The sequence below is a fragment of the Shewanella sp. KCT genome, from assembly GCF_007636505.1.
GTDB lineage: Bacteria > Pseudomonadota > Gammaproteobacteria > Enterobacterales > Shewanellaceae > Shewanella > Shewanella halotolerans.
This window is the reverse complement of record NZ_LVDJ01000003.1, coordinates 366,022-383,216: the sequence shown is the minus strand read 5'-3', so window position 1 is coordinate 383,216 and position 17,195 is coordinate 366,022. Positions and strand designations below refer to the sequence as shown.

Genomic DNA, 17,195 nt, shown 5'->3' with positions numbered 1-17,195 from the left:
AAACCTGTTTTTATCTCACAGCGCCGACCCAACATTACCCCAACGCCAGGACACTGATTCTTAGCATCTTTTTTGCTCTAATCGCCAAAACACTCGATATAGTACAAACGCCTAATTGGCACCCACACAACAGACAAAGCCTAATCACTAAGAAGATTCAGCAGTACAAAACCCTAAAAGACAATGAAAATGAAAGTAATTTGCAAACAAGAAAATTCAGTGTTCTTTTGACAAATCCCCCTATTTCTGAATAAAGTAGGTTAAATAACTGTTGCCTATGCATTATTGGCTAATAATCAGACTAATAATTATGCCTAAATACCTTATAAGATTTGCACTATCTTTCCTGCTGGCTGCCTCATTCTCTAGCCAAACTTTAGCTGTCGGATCTCAAAATTCTTCTATTGTCTTGAAAAGCAAATCCTTCAGTATTTCTGAAGGCTTGTCACAAATTGACGTAACATCAATAGAAGAAAGTTACACAGGCCATATTTGGGTTGGCACTGTCAACGGACTGAACCGGTTTGATGGCAAAAAATTCAAACACTATTTCGCAGGCGAAGCGTCTGGTTTACCGAGTTCTTTTATACGCAGCTTAATACAGACCGAAGAATCACTTCTAGTTGGTACAGACAAAGGTCTAGCTCGGTACATTGAAGAAAAAGATTTATTCATGCCAGTGGCTACACTTTCAAATATTGCTGACAGCCCTATCTGGTCAATAAGTAAATTAGAAAATTTTTACGCCATTGCAACTGACAAAGATATATATATCGTTGACAAAAATCTAATCATAGTAAAAAAATATATAGGAGAGTTTAACGGAATAAAAAAAGTATTAAGATACAATAACAATTATTACGTAAGAGAATACAATGGTAAAGTCACTAACATTGATCAAAACCAAGTAATTACAGAAACATCAAATGACATCTCTATCTTTAATGACACCTTATGGATTTTCAAAAAAGAAGGCTCTTACAAAACATTAAACAATACACTTGAAAAAGTTAACGACAACATCATTAATGTAACATCAACAAACTCCTTACAAAAAATAACGCTTGAAGGGAATAATTTATACTCCCATAAAAACAATACACGACAAAACATTGGGAAAGTAAATTACAGCGCAATCAATGCGATATACTCAGGAAATAGCAATACTTATATATCAATAAAAAATTCCGGATTCATTGTAATACCAAAACACCTAAACATAGTATCTCAAGTAGATTTAGGAAGTGTGGACGGAAACATTTGGTCAATATCAAGCGACAATGAATCTAAAATCTCTATAAGTACTGACTCGCCAAACATTAACATTTATGACTTTAACTTCAATAAAGTCTCATCAATAAATAGTGGGACTCAAGGCCCAAAATCCACGTTGATTTTAGAAAATAATCTATATATGGGAACAACCCATGGAATCTTTGTCACTCACTTAGAGAGTAATGAAACGCAAAAAATTAGCGATGAAAAAGTATTTATTTTAAAATTTGATGGGAACAAAAAACACCTCTACGCAGGAACGATCAACGGCAAACTAATAAAAATAGACATAAAAAATGGTGAACAACAAGAAACCGTTGTCGATGCAGGAAATCCAATTTTTGATATTTTAGTTACAGAAAATACCACTTATACTGCCACTCAAGGTGGACTCTACAGAGTACAAGGGAAACGTATTGAGCATATTTACAATAAAGGTTTCGTCGTAAGTCTCGCATCTAATAAAGATGAAATATTTTTTGGAACAAGTAGCTCCTTAAAAAAGTACAACAACAGCACTGGAAAAATTGACAACATTCACACCAACAAAAAACCAATTTTCTCCATCACATTACACGGCGATTATTTAATTGCCGCATCAATAAAAGAGATTGTTGTAACAAACTTAAAAAACAATAAAAAGTACACACTAACAGATAAATACGGAAGCCAAGATGAATACAACTCTCAATCTGCATTTATTGTTAACGGAGACTTATTGCTTGGTGGCACATCAGGCCTAAGCAAAATATCGATCAAAACATTAGAGGCGCAACTATCAACAGCCAATTCTCCTGACACCAACCTAGATGAACTCCTTGTATTCAATGTTCCAGAGAAGCTAGATGGAACCGTATTGTCAAAACCAATTTCTCTTACTGAAAAAATTAAGCTTAAGTATTCAGACTATCCTTTCACTATAAAGTTTAATAGTCCAAGCATGGCTTTTGACAATATAAATTATAAATACCAAATGAGTGGGCTTTCTGACTCTTGGATTGATTCACAAGGAACTAACTCTGCTACATATACCAACCTGTCGCCAGGAGAATATACATTTAATGTATATGCAATTGAGCCTCTTACTCAAAAGGCTGGAGATGTAAGGAGTCTGTCTATTGAAATAACTCCTCCTTGGTGGTTATCGATTCAGGCTAAACTCGTCTACCTACTTATTACCCTCTTGATCACGGGTACCATAGTCAAGGCAGCACTTAGAAGAAGAGAGGTACAGCGCCAGATAGCTAAGTCGGAAGAACGGTTGAAACTCTCCCTGTGGGGGAGTGGTGATGAGATGTGGGACTGGGATATCGAAACGGGTCAAATCTACCGCTCAAATATCTGGGGGTCTCTCGAGTTTCCACGGGATGGTCAGCGCTCCGGTGAGGAAGGTGAAGAGAGTAACATTCACCCTATGGATCAAGAACGTGTTAACACGGCACTGAATAAACACTTCTACGGTGAAACCGATCACTTCGAGGCAGCTTATCGCGTTAAGGGCAAAGATGACCAATGGGTCTGGATCTTGGATAGAGCAAAGATCGTTGAACGCGATGAAGAAGATAAAGCCCTGCGTATGACAGGTACCATCAAAAACATCAGCAACTTCAAACAAGCAGAGGAGCAGCTAAGACTGTTCGAACGCGCCATCGAGAACATCTCAGAAGGCATGTTCATTCTGGACAACAAATTTAAATTTGTTGAAGTCAACGAGGCCTGCTGCGATCTGTGTGAGAAGAGCCGTAATGACTTTATTGGCGAGCTGTTCAAATTTGACCTTTATCCTGAGAGCTACTCAGAGCAGATTCGCCATATTCTGCAGCAGCAAGGCAGCTGGAGTAACGAAGTCGAGTCTGCCAAGGGCGACGGCAGCAGTTTCTTGATGGAGCTAACCGTCGATGCGATTTACGATGAACAAGGTGTTCTCTCCCACTATGTAGGGGTGTTCTCTGATATCTCCCGTCGTAAACAGCAGGAAGAAGAGTTACGTAAACTAACCAACAACGATCTACTCACCAGCCTGCCAAACCGCTCGAGTCTCATGGTTACCCTGGGTAACTTAGTGAAGAAAGATACCCATCACACCCTGATGGTATTGGACTTAGATAACTTTAAGAAGATCAATGATTCACTTGGGCACCAAGTGGGTGATGAGCTATTGATCAAAGTTGCGAGACGCATCGAATCCACCGTACCTTACCATACGAGTATCTATCGTTTGGGCGGCGACGAGTTCGCCATACTGGTCGATAACAATCCAGATATCGGATCCAGCGCCGTCATCGCCAATCATGTAGTCGATGCCTTCTCAAGCCCATTCGAGCTCACCAAAGACAGAGTCGTTGTAGGGGTGAGTATAGGCATAGTGCTCTACCCAGAAGACGATCAGAATGAACAAGCACTTCTGCGCAAGGCGGACATTGCCATGTATCACGCAAAATCTGCCGGTGGCAATCGTTATCAATTCTATTCGGAATCTCTCAACCGCAATGCCATTCGCCAGCTGGAAGTGGAGAACCTTATCCGCGAAGGTTTAAGGGACGATCTCTTCGAAGTCTACTATCAACCTAAAATTGACCTCAGAACCAGCAAGATGGCCGGTATGGAGGCCCTGGTAAGATTAAATCACCCTGAACACGGTCTCATTCCGCCGGGCGACTTTATCCCACTGGCCGAGGAGAATGGACTCATCGTCGAGATTGGCGAGGTCGTTCTACGTAAAGCCTGCTTTGCGGCACAAAATTGGCGTCGTCAAAATTTGTTCAACGGCCGGGTCGCCGTCAATTTATCATCACAACAATTCGCTCTTCCGGACCTACAACAACGGATAGAGTCAATTTTACGTCTAACTCAACTGCCTGCAGCCAACCTTGAGCTTGAAATTACCGAAGGCACCGTCATAAAACAGCCAGAAAAGGCGATAAAGGTGATGATGCAACTCTCTAAGATGGGCGTCAGCCTTGCGTTAGACGACTTCGGCACCGGATATTCGTCACTGTCATATTTAAAGCGCTTCCCTATTGACACCCTAAAAATCGATAAGGCTTTTGTTGACGACATAGATAAGTCTGACAGAGATCTAAAGATGGTCGACTCTATTATCACTATCGCCCATAACATGGGTCTATCTGTGGTCGGCGAAGGCGTCGAGGAAGCTTCTCAACTCAGTATATTAAAAGCTTTAAAATGCGAGGAAATACAAGGATTTATATACAGCAAGGCGGTAAATGAAACCAGCTTCACCGAGCTACTAAAACAGGAGAGTTTTACCTATACACCTGTCTCACAACACAAGAAAGCCTAGTCTCGAATTAGAAAATGACAGGCTAACGAGGAAAAATATACACTAAAAAAACACTTAAAATAAAAGTTGGCATAACACCTGCAGAATATCTCTCAAGCGTCAGAAAAATGTAGACGTAATAACTTCAACAATACTGAGAGATTAAGACAATGATTAACGGACTAGTTACTGCCATCGCTTTTACACTAGCTTGCTCAACAGGCTCAAGCGTTCAAAATGAATTTGCAAGTATTCCCCATATTAAATTCAGCGAGAGTCAAGTAGCTAGTATCCCGCACATTAAATTCGGCGAGACCCAACTAGCCAGCATCCCGCACATTAAATTCAGCGAGACCCAACTAGCCAGCATCCCGCACATTAAATTCAGCGAGACCCAACTAGCCAGTATCCCGCACATTAAATTCAGCGAGACCCAACTAGCCAGTATCCCGCACATTAAATTCAGCGAGACCCAACTAGCCAGTATCCCGCACATTAAATTCAGCGAGACCCAACTAGCCAGTATCCCGCACATTAAATTCAGCGAGACCCAACTAGCCAGTATCCCGCACATTAAATTCAGCGAGACTCAACTAGCGAGCATCCCACACATCAAGTTCAGCGAGACTCAACTAGCAAGCATTCCACACATCAAGTTCAGTGAGACTCAACTAGCGAGCATTCCGCATATCAAGTTCAGTGAGACTCAACTAGCGAGCATTCCGCATATCAAGTTCAGTGAGACTCAACTAGCGAGCATCCCACACATCAAGTTCAGCGAGACTCAAGTAGCTAGTATTCCACACATCAAATTCATCAACTCAGCCGTTGCTTAAGTCTTAAGGAGAATGATTATGTTAGATTCATTGAAAAAAGCTCTAGGACTTACTCACAAACCAGAGCGCAAAAAAGTACAGCTTCCAGAAGGCCTGAATCACTTAGAGGTGATCCCTGCAAAAGGTTGGTGGAACTAATTGACTTCAAACGTCTTTCGAAAACCAGACACATAAAAAAGGAGCTCTAAGAGGCTCCTTTTTTGATCTGACTTATCTATCTGATTTTTTTTTTAATTAATTATTTATATGAACTGACTTTTGTCCGAGATGTAGATATCTAGGCCAGTACCCAGACAACTCTGAACGAGCAGAGAAGATGGCAGCTACTAACATTTCAAACTTGCCGATACACCGCTTATATTCACTGCCGCTCTGCATCTTGATAGCGCTATACGATAGCCTTATACCTTAATGGCTTTATACCTTAATTGACATGCTTTGCTTGCCCTGTACCCGCTTCTGCGCAAATCGCTTGTGAGTACTAAATAGCGGATAGGCGACCGGCCCTATGATGAGCCCTAGCATGGCCCAGCGTTTCACCCCTAGCCCGGCGCGAAAAGCCATATTGCCCATCGCCACACTACTTACCATCAGCACACCAAGAATGTAAATCACCACAGACACTACCTCACTACAACGGCGCCAATAAGGCTAAAAACAGCCAAAACGAGCCCAGCATGATAACCGAATCCACGCCTTTGATGAACAAAAAACAGGCAAAAATAATCCTAAGGCAAAAAAAATGCGGCATTATGTTGCCGCATTGTTAAATATGGAGAGGGCTATTCGTAGAACCTACTGCCCGATTCGGCCATCTCGACTAAGCGATCACAAGGCGCGAAACGCTCCCCGAATTGATCTTGATAACGTTTCAAGGTCTCAACCAAGTGCTTGGCACCCAGGGAGTCCATGTAGCGGAAAGGTCCACCCAAGAATGGCGGGAAGCCGATACCAAATATTGCGCCGATATCACCGTCTCGTGGCGAGGCAATAATCCCCTCCTCCAGACAACGAACCGCTTCATTGAGCATCTGCACCACACATCGCTCGGCCAACGCTCTTGGCTCGCCGTCGGCGCCAGGTGTTAACCCAAGCACACCATAGACGCTCTCATCCACCAGCTTCTTCTTCGACTTAGCGCCATATTGATAGAAGCCCTTACCATTCTTACGGCCTTTACGGTCATCGGCCAACAGCTTGTCAAAGGCGGCGGGTGCCTTGAAGCGCTCACCCAACTCCTTCTCCAGAATCGGCGAGATCTTGGCACCCACATCTATGCCGACCTCATCGAGCAGCGTCATAGGACCTACCGGGAAGCCAAACTTCACCAGCGCTTTATCTAGATGATCTACACTCTGACCTTCCAGCAGCAGATTCGCCGCCTCGTTCATGTAGAGCGCCAGAATACGGTTAACATAGAAACCGGCACCATCTTTCACCACGATAGGTGTCTTACCCTGCTTGCGGGCAAAGGCAACCGTAGTGGCGATAGTCTGTGGCGAGGTCTTGTCATGGGCGATCACCTCGACCAGTGGCATCTTCTCTACCGGTGAGAAGTAGTGCAGGCCGATCACATTCTCAGGACGCTCGGCGGCCTCGGCGATCTGCTTGATGGGTAAGGATGAGGTATTAGAGGCGAAAATCGTATGCTCGCCACATTCACGCTCGACATCCTTCACCATCTGATGCTTGAGGTTTAGATCTTCAAACACGGCTTCCACCACCATGTCTGCATCCTTGATCCCTTTATATTCGGTGGTGGTGGTCATCAGCGCCATCAGGTTATCGCGCACCGCAGGCGTCATGTGACGACGTTTCACCCCTTTGGCCAGCAGCTTATAGGCATAGGCCAATGCGTTGCTTAAACCAGTCTCACTGATATCTTTCACCCGCACAGGGATCTTCGCCTTGGTGGTGGTCACAGAGGCGATACCGCCTCCCATCAGGCCACCGCCCAGTACCATCACCTTGTTGACGGCCATTGGCGATACATCACCGGCACCAGTTTCTTTCTTCATCTCAGTGGTTGCAAAGAAGATGCTGCGAAGAGCTTCCGATTCGCTGGAGACCACTAGGTCGCCAAAGTGCTGCGCCTCAACCTCTAGGCCTTTCACTATGCCTTTGGTCACGCCCTGACGCACACAATCGATGATCTTCTCTGGCGCAGGATAGTTGCCCTGAGTCTTCTTATTGACCTGCTTAAGCGCCTGTTCGAAGATGATGTTGCGACCAACAGGTGTGCCCTCGAGCAGCTTCTCTACCGTCGACAGCTTAGGCTTCTTCGCCGGACGCGCTCCGGCCAGTGCCATCTCTATCGCCGTCTGCAAAAGAATCGATTCCGGCACCACATCGTCAACCAGCCCCATCTTCAACGCCTGCTTGGCGCGCAGCTGCTTGCCGGTGAGCATCATATCCAGCGACTTGGCAATACCCACTAAACGCGGCAGACGCTGAGTCCCGCCGCCACCTGGCAGCAGGCCAAGTTGCACCTCGGGCAGTCCCAACATGGTCTTGTTGCTGTCGGTACAGACACGCTGATGACAGGCCAGGGCCAGTTCGAGCCCCCCACCGAGACAAGCGCCATTGATGGCGGCTACCACGGGAATCGAGAGCGACTCCAACGCAAAAAACACCTCGTGGCCCTGCTTGGACAGCTCCCTGGCATCTTCGGCGGTAGCGCAGGCATCCAGCATAGAGATATCGGCGCCCGCCACGAAGGAATCCTTCTTACCCGAGATGATCACCACACCGCGAATTCCGGCATCGGCCTTTATCTCGGCCAACATCTCACAGATCTCGGGGCCAAACTCGGCTCTGAGGGTATTCATAGTCTCGCCAGGCACATCCATGGTCAGCACGGCAACACCGTTGTCGAGACGATTTAATGTAAAACTCTTATCCATGAGATCACTCCACTTCTACTATCATTGCTGCACCTAAACCACCCGCCGCACAGGCCGTTGCCAGGCCGGTACCGCCGCCACGGCGTTTCAGCTCGCGACACACCTGAGTGATCAAACGCGTCCCGGTCGCCGCAAAGGGGTGACCATAGGCTAAGGAGCCGCCCAAGACGTTGAACTTAGTCATATCGATCTCGCCTATGGCGCGATCGCGGCCCAGTTTCTCTTTGGCAAACTTCTTCGAGGCAAACATCTGCATGTTGGCGAGTGTCTGCGCCGCAAAGGCTTCGTGCATCTCGATAAGGGTAAGATCATCAAGCTCCATGCCGGCACGCTTAAGCGCCAACGGCGTCGCATAGGAAGGCCCCATCAACATATCCTGCCACACGTCGATGGCGCTAAAGGCGTAACTCTTAATATAACCAATCGGCTCATAGCCCAGGGCCTTGGCACGGCTCTCGCTCATCAGAAGTACCGCAGAGGCGCCATCGGTCAGCGGCGTACTGTTGGCCGCGGTCACAGAGCCGTGTTTACGGTCGAAGGCTGGACGCAGCTTGGCGTAAGAGTCGAGCGAAGAGTTCTCGCGAATGTTGTTATCTCTGTCGATGAAAGATTTGTATGGCGGCACGTGCGCCACCATCACCTCATCACGCAGGTGGCCCGAATCCCAGGTCTCTGTCGCCAGGGTATGTGAGCGATGCGCCAGGGCATCTTGATCGGCGCGGCTAATGTTATAGGTCTTGGCCATCTGCTCGGCGGTCTGTCCCATGGAAAGGCCGGTTGAGTATTCGGCAACCGCAGGGGGCACAGGAAGCAGATCTTTCAGTCCAAGGCGACGAATGATGGCCCACTTTTGACCAAAGCTGCGCGCCTTATTGAGATCCACCAGGGCGTGAGCCAACTTCTTCGACACACCGATTGGCAGTACGGATGATGAATCGGCGCCGCCGGCAATCCCTATCTCGATATTGCCCGTCATGATGGACTCGGCCACATTGACCGTCGACTGGAAACTGGTGGCGCAGGCACGTGTCACACTATAGGCGTCGGTGGACACATTCATGCCCGTGCCTAGCACTATCTCGCGGGCGATGTTGGGCGCCGCAGGCATCTGTACTACCTGACCATAAACGAGCTGTTCAATCTCTTTCGGGTCGAGTTCTGAGCGAGACAGGAGTTCGTTCACCACCATCTTACCCATATCCAATGCAGACACCCCATGAAACGCGGTCGCCTGCTTAGCAAAGGGGGTTCTTAGCCCCATCACTATCGCGATGCGATCGCCCTTCGCGTTCCTTACTTGCTGTAATTCACTCATCTTTTGCCCTCGTGACGCGTCTGATAGAAACGCTTCTACTAACGCCGTTATTATTCTTCCCTACCCCGTTGCCGGGTATCTCGCTACACTCTCGCAACAGGTCAGACCATCAAAGTGTGATCTGATTCTAACTTCTTATTTCAAGGTTTTAAACACCTGTTTGGTTTTTAAACGACAATTATCGAAAAAGATGTTGATTAACAATGTTTAATAAAAGCAAAATTAGCCATTAAAGCCAGTTTAAATCCCGGTTTAAGCATGCTAACTTATTTTGCTGATTGAAATTTGGCGCCGCCAAGCCCCCAAGGTCATCCAACACACCTAAGGCTGAGGTAAGGCGTTTATCACTGAATTTTTTACCCGATACGCTGTCTACAGCTCACATAATAGATAATACCGAGTAGCATCATGCCCTTAAGTCGATTTCATGCATTACGTGAATACCTGGATAAAGTGATCCTAGGTCAACCCACTCTTACCGAAAACTTATTGATCGCACTGATTGCCGATGGTCACTTACTGGTTGAGGGCCCGCCAGGCCTGGCCAAGACACGTGCAGTCAAGGCGCTGAGCGATGGCGTAGAAGGGGACTTTCACCGTATTCAGTTTACCCCGGATCTACTCCCTGCGGATCTCACCGGCACCGACATCTATCGCGCCCAGACGGCCACCTTCGAGTTTGAGGCAGGCCCTATCTTTCACAATCTGATCCTGGCCGATGAGATCAACCGTGCACCGGCCAAGGTACAGTCGGCGCTATTGGAAGCCATGGCCGAAGGCCAGGTTACCGTGGGTAAACAGAGCTACAAGCTGCCTAAGCTATTTCTGGTGATGGCAACACAAAACCCGCTGGAAAACGAAGGCACCTATCCCCTGCCCGAGGCGCAGCTTGACCGCTTCCTGATGCACCTGAATCTTGACTACCCCAGCGCCGCCACCGAATTTGAGATCATGCGCCTATCCCGCAGTGAAGCCCTCACCCAAGAGCTGCCAAAGGTCGAACCGATCCCTCAACAAGAGGTGTTCGCCGCCCGTAAGGCCGCGCTGGATATCTATCTCGCCGAGCCGCTGGAGCAATATATAGTCAACATCGTCATGGCCACCCGCCAGCCGCAGCAATACAGCGATCAACTGGCCAACTGGCTGGAATATGGCGTCAGCCCACGCGCGACCATCTCCATCGAGCGCTGCGCCCGCGCCCGCGCCTGGCTAATGGAACGTGACTTCGTCTCACCAGAAGATATTCAGGCCGTGGTCCCCAACGTACTGCGTCACCGCCTGCTGCTCAGCTATCAGGCCCAGGCCGAAGGCGTGAGCAGCGATCAAGTAATAAACCATATTCTGAGTCAGGTAGCGGTGCCTTAATGGGACAGAATGCTTTACCCCTATTTGCCGATGGCGTCTCCCTCAGTCAGAAAGAGCTGTTAGCCTGCCAAAATCTCGCCCGGGCCCTGCCACAGCGCAAGACCAAGGCGCGCGCGGCGCTGGCCGGCCACAGAGCCAGCAGCATCAAGGGACGGGGGATGGAGTTTGCCGAGGTTCGCCATTACCAAGCCGGCGACGATGTGCGTACCATAGACTGGCGAGTAACCGCCAGAACCGGCAAGGCCCATACCAAGCTGTTTGTCGAGGAGCGTGAGCGCCCGGTATTATTGCTACTGGATCTCAGCCACAGCCTCTATTTCGGCTCGAGTCTGATGCTGCAGTCGGTGCAGGCGGCGCACCTGGCAGCCACCCTAGGCTGGGCCGCCGTCGGTCACGGCGATCGCTTAGGCGCACTGATCGCCAGCGAGGCCGAGCATCTCGAGCTTAAGCCCCGCAGCCGACAAACAGGCATGCTGGCACTCATCTCGGCCATAGAGCAGGTGCACCAGCAGCAACTTCATCAGCTAAATCAGCCGGTGAAACAGCCCGAGCATATTTACAAGGCCTGTCAGCGCCTTAGGCGAATCGCCAAGCCTGGCTCGCTAATCTGGATCATCAGCGATGGCAGCCATTTCAGCCCCCAGTGTCTGGGGCCACTGAGCGAGCTTAAACGCCACTGCGATATCGGCGCCTTTCTGATCACTGACCCCCTCAGGCAAGGCACCCTTAAGCTGCCGCCCCAGTTTCAATTTCCGGTGAGGGATGGCGATAAGGAGCTGATGTTAGACAGACGCAGCTACGATGCCTGGCTGGCTCAGCAACAAACACAGCAACAGGGATTTATCACCATGATGAATCAGATCAACGCGCGGCCAAGACGCATCGACGCGGCCCAGCCGTTAAACCAACAAATTGGAGCCCTGAGGTAGATGCAAGCGGCAAGTCAACCTGCGCTCGCCAATCTGCAGGATATCATCACCCCGCCCCCGGTCGGCGTCTGGCCCCTCGCCTATGGTTATTACCTGCTGGCGCTACTACTGCTTATGCTGATAGCGGCCCTGTTCATCTATGTTAAACGCAGAGGCAAGCTGCTGGCGGCCAAACGCGAGGCGCTTAATCTTCTCGCTAAGGTGACGCCAGAGGACCCTCAACTGCCGCTGGCGGTCAACAGCCTGCTAAAACGCAGCGCCATGAGTTATCTGCCCCGGGAGCAGGTCGCCTCACTACAGGGCGATGCCTGGTATGCCTGGCTAAGGGCCCAGGTGCCGAGCATGGATCCTATGCTGCCAAGCCTATTGGAGAAGCGCTTCCAAGCGGATAAGCTCTCACCCAGCGAGGCCACGCAACTCCTCGATGGCGCCAAAGCCTGGCTACAGCAGGCGCTGCCGCTCAAGGCTGGTAAGGAGGCGTCATGTTCACACTAGCCTGGCCCTGGCTACTCATATTACTGCCGCTGCCGCTGATTTTTTCTCTCGGCAAAGCAAGCGGCAGCAAACAAGCCACGCAGACGGGCGGTGGTCATCTACAGATGCCCGGCGTCGCTGAAGCGCCAACGACAAGATTCGATCACTCCCCTCGCCGCAGCCGCTGGCCCTATTGGCTCATCTGGACGGCGCTGGTATTTGCCGTTGCCCGCCCGCTATGGGTTGGCGATGCCATAGAGCTCCCAAGCAAGGGACGAGACCTCATGCTGGCGGTGGATCTGTCCGGCAGTATGCAGATAGAAGATATGGTACTGAATGGTAAGACGGTCGATCGTTTCACCATGGTACAGCAGGTGATGAGCGAGTTTATCGAGCGTCGCAAGGGCGATAAGCTGGGGCTGATACTCTTTGCCGATCACGCCTATCTGCAGGCGCCGCTCACCCAGGACAGACGCTCGGTGGCCCAGTTTCTCACCGAGGCGCAAATCGGCCTAGTGGGCAAACAGACCGCCATCGGCGAAGCTATCGCGCTGGCGGTCAAACGTTTCGACAAGGCCGAGCAGAGTAACCGCGTGCTTATCCTGCTTACCGATGGCTCAAATAACTCGGGTAGCATCACGCCGGAGCAGGCCGCCGATATCGCCGCCAAACGAGGCGTAACCATCTACACCATAGGGGTGGGCGCCGAAGTGATGGAGCGCCGCACCCTGTTTGGCAAGGAGCGCGTTAATCCGTCGATGGATCTGGACGAGGCGCAGCTTACCCTGCTGGCCCAGAAGACCAAGGGGCGTTACTTCAGGGCGCGTAATTCCGATGAACTCGAGCAGATCTATCAGGAGATAGACAAGCTAGAGCCCACCGACAGCGACCAACTCAGCTATCGACCGCAGGCGGAGCTCTTCTACTATCCCTTGGCCATTGCCCTGCTTGTCAGTGTGCTCATGATATTAAGTGGCTTCGCTGCCGTACAGGCCTTGGTTCAACGTTTACCACGGAGCGCCTCATGATCCATTTTCTCCGTCCCGAATGGCTGCTAGCCCTCATCCCCCTGGCGCTATTGCTCTGGTTGCGAAAACGCCAGCGGCATCAGGCCTCGAGCTGGAATCGCTATATCGCGCCGCACCTGGCTAAGGTGTTGGTGAGCGGTCAGGCAAGCAACAATAAACAACACTTGGGCCTCATCGCCTTTATCTGGCTCGTTAGCGTCCTGGCGCTCTCTGGCCCGGCGCTGACCAAGCAGCAACTACCTGTATTTGAAGCCAACCTGGGCCGGGTGATAGTGATGGATATGTCGCTCTCCATGTACGCGACCGATCTGGCGCCTAACAGGCTGACTCAGGCCAAGTTCAAGGCTACGGATCTGCTCAAGAGCCTCAAGGAGGGTGAGACGGGTCTTGTGGCCTACGCCGGCGACGCCTTTACCATCAGCCCGTTGACCCGGGACAAAGCAACTCTACTGAACCTGCTGCCAACCCTGTCGCCGGAGATAATGCCGGTGCTCGGCTCCAACCTGCCAGCGGCGCTAGAGCAGGCCAAGCAGCTGCTTGTCCAGGGCGGTCACCTCAAGGGCGAGATCATCTTGCTGGCCGATGGCGTCAACCCGGACCAAATCAGCGAAGCCAAATCGATACTGGAGGATACTCAATATCGCCTCTCCATCATCGCCATGGGCACAAACCAGGGCGCTGCCATCCGCTTACCGGATGGACAACTGATGCGTGACCAAAGCGATCAGGTGGTGGTCAGTCAAACGGATCTCGCTCAGCTTAATAGTGTAATTGGCAACAGCGGCGGCAAGTTATTTGCCTACCGCGCCGATGGCAAAGATCTTGAGGCACTGACCCAGAGCTTAAGCCAGGAGAGTGATGCCAAGACCTCAGATCTTCAGGGAGAAGCCTGGCAAGATCTCGGGCCCTATCTGGCCCTGTTCCTACTGCTGCCGGCGCTGCTAAGTTTCAGACACGCCTTCGCCGCACTGGCCTGCCTGGCTATTCTCGCCCCAAGCCCAGAGGCCCAGGCCGCCAGTTGGCAACATCCCTTCTCCACAGACGATCAGAGAGCGATGCAGGCCTATCAGGCGCAAGACTATCAAGGCGCGGCCGAGCAATTTACCTCACCCCAATGGAAGGCCGCCTCCCTATATAAGAATGGCGATTATCAAGAGGCGCTCGAGCTTTTCGAGCAGGATGATTCGGCGAGCGGCCTGTTTAATCAGGGCAACAGCCTGATGCAACTCAATGACCTCGATAAGGCCATCGAGCGTTATCAGCAGGCGCTCAAGAAAGACCCTCAGCTTACTCAGGCCGAGCAAAATCTTGAGTTGGCCGAGCAGCTAAAGCAGCAACAGCAAACTAGCCAAGATCAAGGCCAATCTGATAAAGACCAGTCGAATCAGGACTCAAATAAGCAAGAGCAGTCCCAACAAGAGGGCACCGGGCAAAATCAAGGTCAGCAACAAGGCCAAGGCGATCAGCAATCGGGCCAGGGATCGAGAGGCCAGCAGTCTCAAGGCCAGAATGATCAGGGCCAGAATGCTCAGGGAGAGAATGGGCAAGACTCAAACCAGCAAGGCTCTGACCAGCAAGGCTCTGACCAGCAAGGCGCTAGCCAAGAAAGCCCTGAGCAAGAAACTCCCGAGCAACAAGCCTCTGGCGAGCAGGATGCAGGTAAAAATGGTCAGCCGCAAGACCAGCAGACAGGCGCCGCTAATGACGCTCAGATGAGCGCCGATCCGGGCAAGGACGCCAAAAACCAAATGGAGGCCAACGCAAATCAATCTGACGCTGGCCAGCAGATGGGACAAGGCCAACAGACGCAAGACGAACAAGAGAGCGCTCAAGCCCAGGCCCAGGCCGCGAATATGACCCAGGGCAAACCCGGCGAGGGCGATGAGCAAGGCGAGCCAGTCGCGGCCGCAACCAACGCCATTGCGCCAGAGGATCTGCCCCCCGAGATGCAGCGCGCCCTTACCGGGGTGATAGACGACCCTCAGGTCTTGCTGCGCAACAAGATGCAATTGGAATATCAAAAACGCCGCCGTCAAGGGGCGACCATAAAGGACAATCAACAGTGGTAATACGACGCTTTTTGACCTTAGCCTGTTTGGCGCTCTGCCTGTCGGCGCCGGCCTATGCCTTAACCAAGCTAGAAACATCGGTAGACAGAAATCCCGCCATCCAGGGGGAATATCTGGTGCTCAGCATCAAGGCCGATGACGATGTGGACAACGCCAGCCTGGATACCAGCGGTCTGTTAAAAGACTTTATCGTCGGGCGTACCAGTGTCAGTCGCAGCACCCAGATCATGAACTTCGACGCCAGCAAAGAGACCCGCTGGCAGATCCTGCTGGCGCCCAAGAAGATCGGCACTGTGATCATCCCCGCCATGACCATAGACAACATCAGCTCAGATCCCATAGAGCTCAAGGTGGCCGCCCCCGGCAGCCAACCCGAGCAGATGAAGAATCTGTTTATCCGCAGCAGCGTCTCGACCGAGACCGCCTATGTGGGTCAGCTGATCACCTATAAGGTCAAGCTCTACTTGGGCGTCGAGCTGCAACGGGGCGTGCTCAGCGCACCTAATGTCGAAGGGGCGCAGCTTAAGCAACTGGGGGACGATGTCGATGGCACAGAGATCATCGATGGTCGCCGCTACCGGGTGATCGAACGCACCTATAGCCTGATCGCCGACGAGCCCGGCACGCTGTCGCTCTCCGGCGCCAGCTTCTCCGGTGATGTCTTAGTGGAATCTTCCCGTCGTGGCGGCATGTTCTCCTTCAATGAGAGCCGTCCGATGCAGGCCAAGGCGGCCCCGAGTGAGATCGAAGTGTTGCCTATTCCCGCAGGCTATCAGGGCGACTGGCTGGTCAGCGATCTCGTGGTCTTAAAAGAGGACTGGAAAAAAGATGTCCAATATCAGGTAGGCGTGCCCATTACGCGCAACATCAGCCTGCTGGCCTCCAACGCCGACGACACCAGCCTGCCCAGCATCAGCCTGAGCCTGCCTGATTCCTTTAAGGTCTATCCGGAAAAACCCCAGCGCAAGACCTATGTACGCGATAAGCAGGTGGTCGCCCAGCTCAACCAGACCACGGCGATAGTCCCGACACAGCCCGGCAGCTATACCCTGCCCGAGATCCGTATTCCCTGGTGGAACAGCCGCACCCAGAAGCAGGAGTTCGCCACCCTGCCCGCGCGCAACATCAGCGTCGCGCCGGCAAGCGCCGGCCAGGAGAGTCCGCAGCTCACCGCGGTAACTTCTCCTGCCGATTCGAGCGGTCTCTGGCCCGCCCTCAGTGCCCTGTTTGCCCTGCTGTGGTTGGCGACTAGCTTGCTCTGGTACCGTCACTACCAAGCTTATCGTTATCGCGCCGCGCCAAGCGGTGCAAACGAAGGGACTGCGAGTCACGCGCCCGAAGCCACGGATGCATTACGCCAATTTGAAACCGCCTGCCGGAATGGCAAAACGGGTGATGCCCTGGTCGCCCTGCAGCGTCACATGAGCCAGCAGGCGGGCAAGCCGATGACCCTGACCGATATCGCCGCCGTAAGCTACGATCTCGACCAGACGATTCAAGCCATTCAGCGTCAGGGTTACAGCCCTGATGGCCAGGGGCTAGAGGTTGAAAAAGTGATCACTGCGGTGAAAAATGCCCCAAAAACTGCGCCCCACAGCACACCATCTGCTTTAAGGCCCTTAAATCCGCTCTAACAACTTGCCTCAGGCGCGCCAATGGCGTTAACGTAGTCGAAACAATTGACGCGCCTCCCCTCCTTTCTATGCTGCGAGTAAAAA

At 51.3% G+C, this 17,195-nt stretch carries 11 protein-coding genes; 8 read left to right on the top strand and 3 right to left on the bottom strand.

Annotated elements, in window-relative coordinates; genetic code table 11:
• Positions 1-310: 310 nt before the first annotated feature.
• On the top strand, positions 311-4,579 hold the full coding sequence (locus AYI87_RS06565) for an EAL domain-containing protein (protein ID WP_144200609.1): 4,269 nt from the start codon (positions 311-313) through the stop codon (positions 4,577-4,579).
• A 149-nt stretch (positions 4,580-4,728) separates the two neighbouring features.
• Entirely contained in the window at positions 4,729-5,394 is a 666-nt protein-coding gene (locus AYI87_RS06560; protein WP_144200607.1) for a hypothetical protein, read from the top strand.
• A 417-nt stretch (positions 5,395-5,811) separates the two neighbouring features.
• Here the strand turns inward: AYI87_RS06560 and AYI87_RS06550 are convergent, their stop codons facing one another.
• The 3 genes from AYI87_RS06550 to fadI all read right to left on the bottom strand — a co-directional run bounded on the left by AYI87_RS06550 (position 5,812) and on the right by fadI (position 9,612).
• Positions 5,812-6,012, bottom strand: coding sequence for a hypothetical protein (locus AYI87_RS06550; RefSeq protein WP_258406413.1), 201 nt, complete (start codon positions 6,010-6,012; stop codon positions 5,812-5,814).
• 164 nt (positions 6,013-6,176) lie between these two features.
• Positions 6,177-8,297 (bottom strand): fatty acid oxidation complex subunit alpha FadJ, encoded by a 2,121-nt coding sequence (gene fadJ / locus AYI87_RS06545; RefSeq protein ID WP_144200603.1) that lies wholly within the window; start codon positions 8,295-8,297, stop codon positions 6,177-6,179.
• A gap of 4 nt (positions 8,298-8,301) precedes the next feature.
• A complete protein-coding gene (gene fadI / locus AYI87_RS06540; protein ID WP_144200601.1) occupies positions 8,302-9,612 on the bottom strand; it encodes an acetyl-CoA C-acyltransferase FadI in 1,311 nt (436 codons plus the stop codon).
• Positions 9,613-10,020: 408 nt separating this feature from the next.
• Between fadI and AYI87_RS06535 the strand changes: the two genes are divergently transcribed.
• The 6 genes from AYI87_RS06535 to AYI87_RS06510 are packed head-to-tail and all read left to right on the top strand — an operon-like array spanning position 10,021 to position 17,111.
• On the top strand, positions 10,021-10,977 hold the full coding sequence (locus tag AYI87_RS06535) for an AAA family ATPase (RefSeq protein ID WP_144200599.1): 957 nt from the start codon (positions 10,021-10,023) through the stop codon (positions 10,975-10,977).
• Positions 10,977-11,906, top strand: a complete 930-nt coding sequence (locus AYI87_RS06530) for a DUF58 domain-containing protein (RefSeq protein WP_144200597.1) — start codon at positions 10,977-10,979, stop codon at positions 11,904-11,906. Before AYI87_RS06535 ends, AYI87_RS06530 begins: the two co-directional genes overlap by 1 nt.
• Entirely contained in the window at positions 11,907-12,401 is a 495-nt protein-coding gene (locus AYI87_RS06525) for a DUF4381 domain-containing protein (protein WP_144200595.1), read from the top strand.
• Positions 12,389-13,408, top strand: a complete 1,020-nt coding sequence (locus AYI87_RS06520) for a vWA domain-containing protein (protein WP_144200593.1) — start codon at positions 12,389-12,391, stop codon at positions 13,406-13,408. The genes AYI87_RS06525 and AYI87_RS06520 overlap by 13 nt, the downstream gene beginning before the upstream one ends.
• Positions 13,405-15,477, top strand: coding sequence for a VWA domain-containing protein (locus AYI87_RS06515; protein ID WP_144200591.1), 2,073 nt, complete (start codon positions 13,405-13,407; stop codon positions 15,475-15,477). Before AYI87_RS06520 ends, AYI87_RS06515 begins: the two co-directional genes overlap by 4 nt.
• Entirely contained in the window at positions 15,471-17,111 is a 1,641-nt protein-coding gene (locus AYI87_RS06510; protein ID WP_144200589.1) for a BatD family protein, read from the top strand. Before AYI87_RS06515 ends, AYI87_RS06510 begins: the two co-directional genes overlap by 7 nt.
• Positions 17,112-17,195: the final 84 nt, after the last annotated feature.

What these genes read in the sequence shown, in the direction of transcription:
- AYI87_RS06565 (WP_144200609.1), top strand. Translation starts at nt 311, where the DNA reads ATGCCTAAATACCTTATAAGATTTGCACTATCTTTCCTGCTGGCTGCC.
- AYI87_RS06560 (WP_144200607.1), top strand. Translation starts at nt 4,729, where the DNA reads ATGATTAACGGACTAGTTACTGCCATCGCTTTTACACTAGCTTGCTCA.
- fadJ (WP_144200603.1), bottom strand. Translation starts at nt 8,297, where the DNA reads ATGGATAAGAGTTTTACATTAAATCGTCTCGACAACGGTGTTGCCGTG.
- fadI (WP_144200601.1), bottom strand. Translation starts at nt 9,612, where the DNA reads ATGAGTGAATTACAGCAAGTAAGGAACGCGAAGGGCGATCGCATCGCG.
- AYI87_RS06535 (WP_144200599.1), top strand. Translation starts at nt 10,021, where the DNA reads ATGCCCTTAAGTCGATTTCATGCATTACGTGAATACCTGGATAAAGTG.
- AYI87_RS06530 (WP_144200597.1), top strand. Translation starts at nt 10,977, where the DNA reads ATGGGACAGAATGCTTTACCCCTATTTGCCGATGGCGTCTCCCTCAGT.
- AYI87_RS06525 (WP_144200595.1), top strand. Translation starts at nt 11,907, where the DNA reads ATGCAAGCGGCAAGTCAACCTGCGCTCGCCAATCTGCAGGATATCATC.
- AYI87_RS06520 (WP_144200593.1), top strand. Translation starts at nt 12,389, where the DNA reads ATGTTCACACTAGCCTGGCCCTGGCTACTCATATTACTGCCGCTGCCG.
- AYI87_RS06515 (WP_144200591.1), top strand. Translation starts at nt 13,405, where the DNA reads ATGATCCATTTTCTCCGTCCCGAATGGCTGCTAGCCCTCATCCCCCTG.